This is a genomic window from Streptomyces sp. NPDC054866, assembly GCF_053610745.1.
This window is the reverse complement of sequence record NZ_JBSGZA010000002.1, coordinates 42,868-54,756: the sequence shown is the minus strand read 5'-3', so window position 1 is coordinate 54,756 and position 11,889 is coordinate 42,868. Positions and strand designations below refer to the sequence as shown.

Below are 11,889 nucleotides of genomic sequence, written 5' to 3'. Positions count from 1 at the left end.
CCGTCCGAACCCACCCCTGCCCAGGAGTCTGTCCGTGATCACCGCTTCCGGCATCGAGCTGCGCGCCGGCGCCCGCATCCTCATCGAGAACGCTTCCTTCCGTATCGCCAAGGGCGACCGCATCGGCCTGGTGGGCCGCAATGGAGCGGGCAAGACCACGCTCACCAAGTGCCTCGCCGGTGAGGGCATCCCGGCAGGCGGCACGATCAGCCGCTCCGGAGAGGTCGGCTACCTCCCGCAGGACCCCCGCACCGGCGACCTGGACGTGCTCGCCCGCGACCGCATCCTCTCGGCCCGCGGACTCGACACCCTGATCCGCAAGATGCGCGAGAACGAACAGCGCATCGCCACCGGCTCGGGCGGAACGCGCGACAAGGCGATGAAGCAGTACGAGCGCCAGGAGACGGAGTTCCTCACCAAGGGCGGTTACGCCGCCGAGGCCGAGGCCTCCACCATCGCCGCCGCGCTCAGCCTCCCCGACCGCGTGCTCGGCCAGCCCCTCCACACGCTCTCCGGTGGCCAGCGCCGCCGCGTCGAGCTGGCCCGCATCCTCTTCTCGGACGCCGACACCCTGCTCCTCGACGAGCCGACGAACCACCTCGACGCCGACTCCATCGTCTGGCTGCGGGACTACCTCAAGTCCTACCGCGGCGGCTTCATCGTGATCTCCCACGACGTCGAACTGGTCGAGACGGTCGTCAACAAGGTCATCTATCTGGACGCCAACCGCGCCCAGATCGACGTCTACAACATGGGCTGGAGGCTCTACCAGCAGCAGCGCGAGTCCGACGAGAAGCGCCGCAAGCGCGAGCGCCAGAACGCCGAGAAGAAGGCCAGCCAGCTCCACTCGCAGGCCGACAAGATGCGCGCCAAGGCCACCAAGACCGTCGCCGCGCAGAACATGGCCAAGCGTGCCGACAAGCTCCTCGCGGGCCTCGACGAGGTGCGCCAGAGCGACAAGGTCGCCAAGCTGCGCTTCCCGGACCCCTCGCCCTGCGGCAAGACCCCGCTGATGGCCGAGGGACTCTCGAAGTCGTACGGCTCCCTGGAGATCTTCACGGACGTCGACCTCGCCATCGACAAGGGCTCGCGCGTGGTCATCCTCGGCCTCAACGGCGCGGGCAAGACCACGCTCCTGCGCCTCCTCGGCGGCGCCGAGAAGCCCGACACCGGGCAGATCATCGAGGGCCACGGTCTCAAGCTCGGCTACTACGCGCAGGAGCACGAGACCCTCGACCCGGAGCGCACGGTCCTTGAGAACATGCGCTCGGCCGCGCCGGACCTCGACCTCGTGGCGGTGCGCAAGACGCTCGGTTCGTTCCTCTTCTCCGGCGACGACGTCGACAAGCCGGCGGGCGTCCTGTCCGGTGGCGAGAAGACCCGTCTTGCGCTCGCGACCCTGGTGGTCTCCTCCGCCAACGTGCTGCTCCTCGACGAGCCCACCAACAACCTCGACCCGGCGAGCCGCGAGGAGATCCTCGGCGCCCTTCGCACCTACAAGGGCGCGGTCGTCCTCGTCACGCACGACGAGGGCGCGGTGGAGGCGCTCCAGCCGGAGCGGATCATCCTGCTGCCCGACGGTGTCGAGGACCTGTGGGGCCAGGACTACGCGGATCTGGTCGCGCTCGCCTGAGTCCACATGGGTTGATCGAATAACTGATCCACAGCGTATGGATCATTCGGCCGAGCCGTGATCCTTCATCTGTGTGAGGTCTCCTCGTACCGAAGTGCGGGATACACGGATTTCTTTGGTGACAAGGGCGTCGGACCCTGTTCTCGCCCGCCACCGCGCTGACCTGGCACTTCTCCCCGCAACCCATTCGGCCGTACGGAATTCGATGCGCGGAATCGTTAATTCCGCTCGTGGTGTCGCCTTCCCTGGCGGGAAACCTCGTCGTACGGACCTTGCCGAATGGGTGGCCAGGAAGCCCGGAAGGGGTGATCATGAGAAGTCCAGAGCGCACTTCCCATGAGGAGGCACGGGTGGCCGAGACTCTGAAGAAGGGCAGCCGGGTAACCGGCGCCGCGCGCGACAAGCTCGCGGCAGACCTGAAGAAGAAGTACGACGGCGGTGCGAGCATCCGGGCGTTGGCCGAGGAGACCGGCCGTTCGTACGGCTTTGTGCACCGCATGCTCAGCGAGTCCGGCGTCACGCTGCGGGGACGCGGCGGGGCGACGCGAGGGAAGAAGGCCGCAGCCGGCTGACGGCTGCGGGCGGTTCACCGGCTCCGACGGTGGCCACCCGGTCGATCGTCCCCAGAGCCCTTAACGGGACCTGGGGAGACTCCCTGTCGACCGGGTGGTTACTGTGCAGTCACTTACGGGCGCGTACATGCGTCCGGACCGACTGCACACCACCATCGGAGGCTCCTATGGTTTCGCCCGGCAGTGAACTCGGCGGATCCGCACCGGTACTCGACAAGGACGGCGTACGCCTGACTGTCGACGAGGCTGTCGCCACGGTGACGCTGGCCAACCCGGCCAAGCGCAACGCCCAATCTCCCGCGCTGTGGAGGGCGTTGGCCGAGGCAGGCCGGATGTTGCCGGGCAGTGTCCGTGTCGTCGTGCTCCGCGGTGAGGGCAAGTCCTTCTCCGCGGGCCTCGACCGACAGGCGTTCACGCCCGAGGGCTTCGACGGTGAGCCGTCCTTCATCGATCTGGCGCGCGGTGACGACGACGTCCTCGACGCGACGATCGCCGAATACCAGGAGGCGTTCACCTGGTGGCGGCGCGGCGACATCGTGTCCATCGCCGCCGTCCAGGGGCATGCCATCGGTGCGGGCTTCCAGCTCGCGCTCGCCTGTGACCTGCGGATCGCCGCGGACGACGTGCAGTTCGCCATGCGCGAGACCAGCCTGGGCCTGGTGCCCGACCTCACCGGCACACACCCCCTCGTGGGGCTTGTCGGCTACGCCCGCGCGCTTGAGATCTGCGCCACCGGGCGGTTCGTCCACGCGGCCGAGGCCGAGCGCGTGGGCCTGGCCAACCTCGTCGTGCCCGCCGACCAGCTCGACGCGTCCGTGAGCGATCTGGCGGCCGCGCTCCTCACAGCGCCGCGCGACGCCGTCATCGAGACCAAGGCGCTGCTTCAGGGCGTCTCCGGTCGTACGTACGAGGAGCAGCGCACCGCCGAGCGTGCCGCGCAGGGGCGTCGCCTGCGGGACCTGGCGGGGCTCGGCGACTGACGCCGTCACTCCACCGGCCGTCACTCCACCGCGGTGACAAGGACGGTCACCGAAGGGCGGTCCGACAGTGCGTCACCGACCGCGGTACGGACCGCGAGTGCCACATCAAGAGCGCGGTGTTCGCGGTCCGTCGCCAGCTCCACGCGCGCGTGGCGACGCGGCAGGGAAGCGCCCGCCGCCGGATCACTCACGGCCTCGTCGAGATGGACGGCGCGGCCGAAACCGCCGAGGGCGCCGGTCAGCCGCCGCACGCCCGGCACTTCGAGGGCGGCGCTCGCCACACGGGCCTCGTCCCCGCTTCCCGGTACCGCCTGTGCCCCGTCCGGCGGTGTCTCCTTGTCGTGCGGTACGTCCACCGGGGCCTGCCCCGCGTCAAGCAGCGTCGTCACGCTGAGGTCCACCTCCTCGACCACCAGACCGAGCCTCTCCCCGGCCGCCGCGAACAGCGCCGTCCGGAGCCGGGCCGCCGCCGCAGGCAGCGGCTCGGTCGGCTCGGCCGCGAACTCCGCGGTGATCCGCAGCGGCCCCGGCGGCAGCGCGCTCGGCGGCGCGGGCACGGAGGGCACGTACGCCTTCGACGGATCGGCGAGCGCCACCCGCAGACCGCCCAGGCGTACGCCGCTCACCCGCTCCGCCGCATGGCGCAGCACCCCGTCCGCGCACGCCTCGGTCAGCCAGGAGCCGTCACCCGGTCCGCCCAGGGGGAGAACGCGCCCCAGGCCGAGCTGCCGCCGTACCGCCTCAGTCCATCCGTCACCGGTCATTGCCCCAGCCTGCCGCATCCCTGGCGCGCGAGGACGTAACCGCACTTAGTGTGGGCGAAGGAGTAGATCCCCTTTCGAAAGGGACGGAACGGCGATGAGCGACACCGGACAGCGGAACCGGCCTCAGGAGACCCTCGCGAAGGAGTCCCCGGACGAGGCACAGGGGAAGAGCAGTACGACCAGAAAGGGCGGCGGCGACCCCGCGACCCGGGGGCGTACCACCATCGCGGACGGCGTGGTCGAGAAGATCGCCGGGCTCGCGGCCCGCGACGTCGACGGCGTGCACGCGATGGGCGGCGGGCTCGCGAGGACCTTCGGGGCCGTACGCGACCGGGTGCCCGGTGGTTCCGGCTCCAAGTCCGTGTCGCGCGGCGTCAAGGCCGAGGTCGGCGAGGTGCAGACGGCGCTCGACCTGGAGATCGTCGTCGAGTACGGGGTCTCGATCGCGGACGTCACGCGCGATGTGCGCGAGAACGTCATCGGTGCGGTCGAGCGCATGACGGGGCTCGAAGTCGTCGAGGTCAACATCGCGGTGAGCGATGTGAAGCTCCCGGACGAGGAAGACGATGAGCCACAAGGCCGCCTTCAGTGACGCGATGGTGGTTCGGGAGCCGGGTGTCAGCCGCGTCTTGCTAAGGAGCGCACGATGAGCATGGCCGTGATCGGCATGATTGCCGGAATGGCGCTCGGCTTCGCCGGGTACTTCGGCGGGTTCGGGGCGTTTCTGCTGGTGGCAGCCCTGGGCGCCATAGGGTTTGTCGCGGGCCGGTTCCTCGAGGGGGACCTGGAGCTCGGCGACTTCTTCCGTACCCGTGGCGACGACCGGCGGCGGTGAGCCGTGGCGGCACACGTCGCGCCCGGGGAGCGCGGCGCGACCGTGATCGCCGACCGGGTCGTCGCGAAGATCGCGGCGCAGGCGGCACGCGAGGCGCTGACGGAGTTGCCCGCGGACTGCTCGCCGCCGCACGCGACCGTCCACGTACGCCATGACGTCGCGCGCGTCCGGGTCAGCGTCGAGCTGGACTACCCCTCGGACATCGGCGGCCAGTGCGGCGCCGTGCGTCGCCAAGTCGCCCAGCGGGTAAAGGCGTTGGCGGGGATGGAAGTGCCCGAGGTCGCGGTCCAGGTCGAGCGGCTGCACTCGGCACACGTGCGCGCCGCGGCGCAGGGGAGGACGCGATGAGCGAGGCTCAGGGGTCTCACAAAGCGGGCGCCGGTGGCGGCACGCAGCCGCTGCCCGTCGTCGAACGTGCCGAGAGCGAACTCGACCAGTCGGCCTCCGCGGCGTCCTACGAACCGCCGCCCACGCTGGCCGACGACACCAAGGCGGCCCGCTTCTGGTCGCCCCGGCGCATGCCCGCCGCCCTCCTCGGGCTGCTGATCCTCGGCGGCGCGGGGCTTTTGCTGTACGACATCGCGGCGGTGCGGGCCGGGCACTCCGCCATGGGATGGCGGCGCGACCTCGCCCGTGAACTCGCCGAACGGCCCCTGGACGACACGGCGGTCCTCGTCGGCGCCGGGGTGGCCGCGGCCGCCGGCCTCTGGCTGATCGTGCTCGCCGCGACTCCCGGGCTCCGGGCGGTACTCCCCATGCGGCGCGAGGACACGGACGTACGGGCGGGGCTGCACCGGGGCGCCGCCGCGATGGTGCTGCGGGACCGGGCGATGGACGTGTCCGGCGTGCAGTCGGTGCGGGTCCGCATGACGCGCTCCAAGGTGGACGTCCACGCGGTCTCGCACTTCCGTGAACTCGACGACGTACGAAGCGACTTGGACGCCACGCTGGCCGACGGCATCCGGGACCTGGGCCTCGCCCGCGGCCCCGCGCTCTCCGTCCGGGTGGCGCGGCCTGGCAGGAAGGGCTGAGCGCGATGCTGAAGACGGTCAACCGTGTGGTGCTCGGCCTGATCGGCCTTGTGCTCCTGGTCGGGGGCGGCTCGGTCCTCGCGGTCGGGCTCGGGGCTTCGCCGCCGTCGTGGTGGGTCCACGACGGCGAGCGTGACGTCCTGCTGAGCGGCGCGGACCGGTCGCGGTGGCGGGACGAGGGCTGGTTCTGGCCCACGGTGATCGCCGTACTCGCGGTGTTCCTGCTGCTCGCCCTGTGGTGGCTGGTGGCGCAGCTGCGGCGGAGGAGGCTGGCCGAGGTGCTCGTGGAGACCGGGGACGGGGAGGGCGCGCTGCTGCGGGGACGGGCCCTGGAGAGCGTGCTGGTGGGGGAGGCGGAGTCACTGGAGGGCGTTCAGCGGGCCGCGGTCTCCCTGACGGGGCGGCGCAACGCGCCACAGGCGCGGGTGTCCCTGCACCTGGAGCCCCACGCGACCCCCGGTGAGGCGCTGCACCGGCTCTCCGCGGAGGCGCTGACGCACGCGAGGGAGTCGGCGGGACTCGCCAGGCTGCCCGCGGTGGTGCAGCTTCGGGCGGTCAAGCACCGGGCGGAGCGGGTGAGTTGACGGGCTGAGCGGGGTGAGTTGACGGGCTGGACGTTCCAGCCCGTCCGGCGCCTGGTCAGAACCCCCGCCGCGCCCCGCCGTCCACCGGCAGCATGACGCCCGTCAGGTAGGACGCCGCGGGCGAGAGGAAGAACGCCGCGGTGCGTCCGAACTCCTCCGGGGTTCCGTAGCGGCGCAGCGGGATCCGGGACTCGTGGCCCGCCCGGGTCGCCTCGGGGTCCGCGGAGAGCCCGTCGAGCTGCCGCACCCGGTCCGTGTCGATACGGGCCGGAAGCAGCCCCACGACGCGGATGCCCCGGGGCCCGAGCTCGTCGGAGAGCGACTTCGCGAAGCCCGCGAGTCCGGGCCGAAGACCGTTGGAGATGGTGAGACCCGCAATCGGCTCGTGCACGGAGGCGGAGAGGACGAAGCCGATGACACCCCCCTCGCCGAGCTCAGCCGCCGCGGAGCGGGCAAGACGCACAGCCCCGAGGAACACGGACTCGAAGGCCGACTCCCACTGCTCGTCCGTGTTGTCGGCGGCGAAACCGGGCGCGGGACCGCCGACACTGATCAGCACACCGTCGAAGCGCCCGAAATGCTCACGCGCGGCGGCGACAAGACGGCCGGCGACGGCCGGATCGGCGTTGTCGGCGGCGAGGCCCCGGGCGTTGTCACCGAGCTCGCTCGCCGCCTCGGCGACCGTCTTCTCGTCCCGGCCGGTGATCAGTACCTTCGCGCCGTCCGCGACCAGCGCACGCGCGGCGGCGTTGCCCAGGCCCCGGGTGGCACCGGTGATGACGTAGACGCGGTCCTTCAGTCCAAGATCCATGGCCCTATCCTGCCGCGTCCCGGCCACGGAACGCGAGGCCCGCTAGACGGCAGCCGGCGTCGACTCCGTCGCGGGCGCCGCCTCCGCGGCGGCTGCCCTGCGGTCCCGCACCTCCCTGCGCACCAGGATCACCCAGCCGATGGGCACGCCCGAGCAGAACAGCCACCACTGGACCGCGTACGCCATGTGCGGGCCGATGTCGCCGTGCTCGGGCTCGCCGATCAGCTGGGGGGAGTTGTCGGGGGGCTCCGGCGAGGTCAGCTCGACGTAGCCGCCGAGCACCTCCTTGCCGAGGCTGTGCGCCTGCTGCCCGCTGCTGATCAGCATGATCTGACGGTCCGGCAGCCCCTGGACGTCCTTGATGCCGCTCTGCGCGGACGTCTCGTCGGCCATCAGGCGGCCGGTGACGGTGATCTCGCCCTTGGGGGCGGCGGGGATCTTCGGGAACGCGGTCTGCGGTCCGTTCGCCGGGATCCAGCCCCGGTTGACAAGGAGGACCTTGCCGTCGTCGAGGACGAACGGGGTCAGGACGTGGAAGCCGATCTCCTCGTCGGAGTTCGTGCGGCGCCGCACGACGACCTCGTCCTTCGTGTCGAACGTCCCCTTCGCGCTGACCCGGCGGTAGCGCTCGGAGTCCTTGACCGAGTGGCCGGGCGAGGTCAGCCGCTCGGCGGGCACCGGCTCGGCGTCCAGTGCCTTGGAGATCTCCGCGTTCTGCGCGACGCGGTGCTCGTGGCGGTGCAACTGCCAGAAGCCCAGCTCGATCATCGTGGGGATGAGAACGAGGGCGATGAGGGTGAGGATCACCCACTGCCGGGACAACAGGAAGCGGTACACCCCACGACGGTACAACTCGGTCGTGGGGTGCACGGGGGTGGGGTACGGGTCACACCCTGTCGACGATGCCCACCTGCCCCTCCGCCCGCGAGCAGTGCGCACCGCAGTACCACTGCCCGTCGGCCTCCACGCCCTGGCCGATGATCCGGCACCGGCAGTGCTCACAGATGGGCGCCATGCGGTGAATGGCGCAGGAGAAGCAGTCGAAGACGTGCACCGCGCCTTGCGCGTGCACCTCGAACGACATGCCGTAGTCGTTTCCGCAGACCTCGCAACGTGCCATGCGCCACAGGGTGGGACGCGAGGCGCCCGCAAGCGAGCAAGCAGGCGGGCGCCGGCCCGACAATCACCCGTCTGACGCGACGGGCGGCTCAGCCCTCCGCCGCCGGAGCGACATCCTGGAGGAGCTGGCCGAACGCGGCCTCGTCGATGACGGGCGTGCCGAAGGACCGCGCCTTCACGGTCTTGGAGGTGCCCGATTCCGGGTCGTTCGTGACGAGCAGGCTGGTCAGGCGCGACACGCTCGTCGCGATGTGCAGGCCGGCCTCGACCGCGCGGTCCTCAAGGAGATCGCGCTCGATGGAGGTGTCTCCGGAGAACGCGACGCGCATGCCCTGTTGGAGCGGTTTGCCCGGTTCGTACCGACCCGGGTTGGGGTAGGGGCAGGCGGGCCGCTTGCGCGAGGGCCGCCAACTCGCCGGGCCGTACGAGGAGTACGAGGAGGGCGCCGAGCCGGGGCCGGTCGGCTGGCGGACGATACGGGGCGCGCCGTCGGTCCACTCGGTGAGCGGCCGGCACTCCAGGAGCGGCAGCCGCACCCCGCCGCTCGCCGCGGCCTTGAGGCTGGGGCGGAAGGCCTCGGCGAGCACGCGCGCGTCGTCGAGGGCGTTGTGCGCGTTGCGCTGTTCGACTCCGAAGTGCGCGGCGAGCGACTCCAGCTTGTGGTTGGGCAGCGGGAGCCGCAGCTCCTTGGAGAGGGCGATGGTGCACAGGCGCTGGCGCACGGGGGCGGTGAGCTCGGCGCGTGCGTACTCCCTGGCGATCATCGACCAGTCGAAGACGGCGTTGTGCGCGACCAGGACGCGGTCGGCCAGGCGCGCGGCGAACTCCTCGGCGATGTCCTTGAAGAGCGGCGCGTCCGCGAGCAGCTCGGTGGTCAGGCCGTGGATCCATACGGGTCCGGGGTCGCGCTGGGGGTTGACCAGCGTGTACCAGTGGTCCTCCACCTCGCCCCGGGCGTCCACGCGGTAGACGGCAGCCGACACTATGCGGTCGTCGCGGGCGAGGCCTGTGGTCTCGACGTCGACGACCGCGTACCCCGTTGGGTACGCGGCCGGCCAGGTGGCTGCGGACGCTGCGGTCGTCTGGTCTTCGAGCATGGTCCATGAGGATACGGGCCACGACTGACAGTCAGGTCCCTGGGCCGTGTCCCCGGTCGAGGAGTCCGGACACCAGTGCCTTCACCGACAGGGTGAACAACGCCTCGGGGTCGACGGGTCGGGCGAGTGCGCGGGCAAGTGCCGGGTCCTGTTCGGCCGTCTGCGCGCCCCACAGTTCTTCCTCGCCGGGGCTTTGCACGGGGGCGCGTTCGCGGTTGCGCTCGACAAGGACGTGGCCGACGACGTGGACCTGGACGGCGCGTACGGCGTCGGCGGCGAGGGCGCCGCGCAGGCCCGCCGCGTGCACCTCGTGGACCAGGACCTGCTGTGCGGGCAGGAACATCCGCTCGGTGAGGCCGCGTTCGTGCACCATCGCGACGAGGTGCGGGTGGTCGCGCAGCTGGCGGCGCAGGGCGCGCGCGACGGAGACGATGCGCCGGTCGGGGGTGCGGCCGGTGGGGTGGATCGCGCCGAGGTCGGCGAGGGTGCGCTCGACGAGGGCGTCCAGGAGTGAATCGCGGTTGCCGACGTGCCAGTAGATCGAGGTGACGGCGGTGCCGAGCTCGGCGGCGAGCTTGCGCATCGTCAGGGCCTGCGGGCCGTGCTGCTTGACGAGCGCGGTGGCGGCGGCGAGTACCTGTTCCCGGTCGAGATGACCGCGTTCCCGGTCCGGATGCGTACGCGTCTCTTCACTCTTCACGCCTCCTGTTGTAACTGTGTTACAGAACCGCCCGCAAGACCTCCTGTAGTTCTGACGAAGGGTGGTACGACATGGCACGCGTACGGTACGGAGCGCGCACCGAGGCGGAGATCACCGCGGCGCGCACCGCGAGTTCGAAGCTGCCCGACATCTGGTCCACGGGTGTGGTGGCCCTCTGGGAGAGCGACCCGGACGCGGTGGCGGCCGTCCTGCCGCCCCCGCTGAAGCCGACGCACCGGCCGCTGGTGCGGGCCAACATCAGCAAGGTCGACCTGCCCGGATATCCGCTCGGCGCGGGCTCGGTGGCCGTCGCCGCCTCGCACGACGGGGTGGAGGGCTGGTATCCGCTCGTCATGCCGATGACCCACGAGCGGGCCCTGATCGGCGGGCGTGAGGTCTTCGGGGAGCCGAAGAAGCTGGGCGAGGTCGAGGTGGAGCGCGACGGCCTGGTCGTCCGGGCCCGGCTCGCCCGGCACGGCATCGCCTTCGTGGAGGTGCGCGGCGCGGTCAGCGGCGCCCTGCCGCTTCCCGAGCCGGTCCAGAAGACGGACTTCTACTTCAAGTTCCTTCCTGCGGTGGACGGTTCGGGCTTCGACGCGGACCCGGTGCTCGTGCACTGCGTACGCAACGAGAAGGTCCGCAAGCTGGAGGGCATCACCGGGGACGTGGTCCTGCGCGAGTCGATGTACGACCCGGTCGCGGACCTTCCCGTACGCGCCCTCGTCGAGATCACCATCGGCGAGAAGACCACCGACCAGAAGGGCCGGGTCGCCGAACGGGTCAGCGCGCAGGCACTGCTTCCCTACATCCACCAGCGCTACGACGACCCGCAGCAGATCCTCGACGGCCCGCCCGAGGGGAGCGTCTGAGATGGAGCTGCGGGAAGGGCAGGTCGCCGTCGTCACGGGCGCGGCGAGCGGCATCGGCCTCGCCATGGCGCGGCGGTTCGCGGCGGACGGCCTGAAGGTGGTCCTCGCGGACGTCGAGGAGGGCGCCCTGGAGAAGGCGGCGGCCGGGCTGCGCGAGGACGGGGCGAGCGTGCACGCGCGCGTGGTCGACGTCGGCTCGCGCGAAGAGGTCTTCGCGCTCGCCGAAGCGGCGTACGAGAAGTTCGGCGCCGTCCATGTGCTGTGCAACAACGCGGGGGTCGGTTCGGGAGCCGAGGGCCGCATGTGGGAGCACGAGCCGAACGACTGGAAGTGGGCCTTCGAAGTCAATGTGTGGGGTGTCTTCCACGGCATCCAGGCTTTCGTGCCCCGGATGATCGCGGGCGGCGATCCTGGCCATGTTGTCAACACCTCCTCCGGCGACGGCGGCATCGCACCGCTGCCGACGGCTTCCGTGTACGCGGTCACCAAGGCGGCCGTCGTGACGATGACCGAGTCGCTGTACGCGCACCTGAAGGCGGAGCACGCGCGCGTGGGCGCCTCCGTGCTCTTCCCGGGGCCGCACATGCTGCGCACGGGCCTGTGGGAGTCGCACCGCAACCGCCCCGAGCGGTACGCCAAGTCCCGCCCCCGCAAGACCCCTTACCGCAGCCTCGACCAGTGGGAGTCCGCGATGAAGGACGCGGGCAATGAGGTCGAGTTCACGCCGGTCGAGGAGGTCGCGGACTTCGTGGCGGAGGGGATCGCGGCCGGCCGCTTCTGGCTGCTTCCGGAGAGCGAGCACAGCGACCAGCAGATCAAGGCCAGGTCGCGGTCGATGCTGGACCGCGCGAACCCGGCGTACCTGGAGAGCTTCATTCTGGACTGAAGGGCACG

The 11,889-nt window shown here is 71.1% G+C and carries 16 protein-coding genes; 10 read left to right on the top strand and 6 right to left on the bottom strand.

Going from position 1 to position 11,889, the window contains the following annotated elements; translation table 11 throughout:
• The first annotated feature begins 34 nt into the window (after positions 1-34).
• The 3 genes from ACWGI2_RS08930 (at position 35) to ACWGI2_RS08920 (ending at position 3,185) form a co-directional block, all read left to right on the top strand.
• Positions 35-1,633: an ABC-F family ATP-binding cassette domain-containing protein gene (locus ACWGI2_RS08930; protein ID WP_453694730.1), complete on the top strand. Its 1,599-nt coding sequence runs from the start codon at positions 35-37 to the stop codon at positions 1,631-1,633.
• A gap of 350 nt (positions 1,634-1,983) precedes the next feature.
• Entirely contained in the window at positions 1,984-2,205 is a 222-nt protein-coding gene (locus tag ACWGI2_RS08925; RefSeq protein WP_055550175.1) for a helix-turn-helix domain-containing protein, read from the top strand.
• A gap of 167 nt (positions 2,206-2,372) precedes the next feature.
• The gene (locus ACWGI2_RS08920; RefSeq protein WP_453401217.1) at positions 2,373-3,185 is read left to right on the top strand and encodes an enoyl-CoA hydratase/isomerase family protein; all 813 of its coding nucleotides are present in this window, start codon (positions 2,373-2,375) and stop codon (positions 3,183-3,185) included.
• 20 nt (positions 3,186-3,205) lie between these two features.
• Here the strand turns inward: ACWGI2_RS08920 and ACWGI2_RS08915 are convergent, their stop codons facing one another.
• Positions 3,206-3,949 carry a nucleopolyhedrovirus P10 family protein gene (locus tag ACWGI2_RS08915; RefSeq protein ID WP_453694729.1) on the bottom strand — a complete coding sequence of 248 codons (744 nt, stop codon included), beginning with the start codon at positions 3,947-3,949 and terminating at the stop codon, positions 3,206-3,208.
• 94 nt (positions 3,950-4,043) lie between these two features.
• Between ACWGI2_RS08915 and ACWGI2_RS08910 the strand changes: the two genes are divergently transcribed.
• Genes ACWGI2_RS08910 through amaP form a run of 5 tightly spaced genes read left to right on the top strand, consistent with a single transcriptional unit; the run spans position 4,044 to position 6,399 of the window.
• Positions 4,044-4,541 carry an Asp23/Gls24 family envelope stress response protein gene (locus ACWGI2_RS08910; RefSeq protein ID WP_453401215.1) on the top strand — a complete coding sequence of 166 codons (498 nt, stop codon included), beginning with the start codon at positions 4,044-4,046 and terminating at the stop codon, positions 4,539-4,541.
• 54 nt (positions 4,542-4,595) lie between these two features.
• Positions 4,596-4,784, top strand: coding sequence for a hypothetical protein (locus ACWGI2_RS08905; RefSeq protein WP_453401214.1), 189 nt, complete (start codon positions 4,596-4,598; stop codon positions 4,782-4,784).
• A gap of 3 nt (positions 4,785-4,787) precedes the next feature.
• A complete protein-coding gene (locus ACWGI2_RS08900) occupies positions 4,788-5,132 on the top strand; it encodes a hypothetical protein (protein WP_453694728.1) in 345 nt (114 codons plus the stop codon).
• The gene (locus ACWGI2_RS08895; protein ID WP_453694727.1) at positions 5,129-5,815 is read left to right on the top strand and encodes a DUF6286 domain-containing protein; all 687 of its coding nucleotides are present in this window, start codon (positions 5,129-5,131) and stop codon (positions 5,813-5,815) included. Before ACWGI2_RS08900 ends, ACWGI2_RS08895 begins: the two co-directional genes overlap by 4 nt.
• 5 nt (positions 5,816-5,820) lie before the next feature.
• The gene (gene amaP, locus ACWGI2_RS08890) at positions 5,821-6,399 is read left to right on the top strand and encodes an alkaline shock response membrane anchor protein AmaP (protein ID WP_453694726.1); all 579 of its coding nucleotides are present in this window, start codon (positions 5,821-5,823) and stop codon (positions 6,397-6,399) included.
• A gap of 55 nt (positions 6,400-6,454) precedes the next feature.
• Here the strand turns inward: amaP and ACWGI2_RS08885 are convergent, their stop codons facing one another.
• The 5 genes from ACWGI2_RS08885 to ACWGI2_RS08865 all read right to left on the bottom strand — a co-directional run bounded on the left by ACWGI2_RS08885 (position 6,455) and on the right by ACWGI2_RS08865 (position 10,126).
• Positions 6,455-7,210 (bottom strand): SDR family oxidoreductase, encoded by a 756-nt coding sequence (locus ACWGI2_RS08885; protein ID WP_453694725.1) that lies wholly within the window; start codon positions 7,208-7,210, stop codon positions 6,455-6,457.
• 42 nt (positions 7,211-7,252) lie between these two features.
• Positions 7,253-8,047, bottom strand: a complete 795-nt coding sequence (locus ACWGI2_RS08880; protein WP_453695691.1) for an SURF1 family cytochrome oxidase biogenesis protein — start codon at positions 8,045-8,047, stop codon at positions 7,253-7,255.
• Between the two features lie 49 nt (positions 8,048-8,096).
• On the bottom strand, positions 8,097-8,330 hold the full coding sequence (locus tag ACWGI2_RS08875; protein ID WP_135331724.1) for a hypothetical protein: 234 nt from the start codon (positions 8,328-8,330) through the stop codon (positions 8,097-8,099).
• 88 nt (positions 8,331-8,418) lie between these two features.
• On the bottom strand, positions 8,419-9,426 hold the full coding sequence (locus ACWGI2_RS08870; RefSeq protein WP_453694724.1) for a DEDDh family exonuclease: 1,008 nt from the start codon (positions 9,424-9,426) through the stop codon (positions 8,419-8,421).
• 31 nt (positions 9,427-9,457) lie between these two features.
• Positions 9,458-10,126: a TetR/AcrR family transcriptional regulator gene (locus ACWGI2_RS08865; protein ID WP_453401208.1), complete on the bottom strand. Its 669-nt coding sequence runs from the start codon at positions 10,124-10,126 to the stop codon at positions 9,458-9,460.
• A gap of 71 nt (positions 10,127-10,197) precedes the next feature.
• On the opposite strand from ACWGI2_RS08865, the gene ACWGI2_RS08860 reads away from it, so the two are divergent.
• Positions 10,198-10,995 (top strand): acetoacetate decarboxylase family protein, encoded by a 798-nt coding sequence (locus ACWGI2_RS08860; protein ID WP_453401207.1) that lies wholly within the window; start codon positions 10,198-10,200, stop codon positions 10,993-10,995.
• A 1-nt stretch (position 10,996) separates the two neighbouring features.
• Entirely contained in the window at positions 10,997-11,881 is an 885-nt protein-coding gene (locus tag ACWGI2_RS08855; RefSeq protein WP_453694723.1) for an SDR family NAD(P)-dependent oxidoreductase, read from the top strand.
• Positions 11,882-11,889 lie beyond the last annotated feature (8 nt).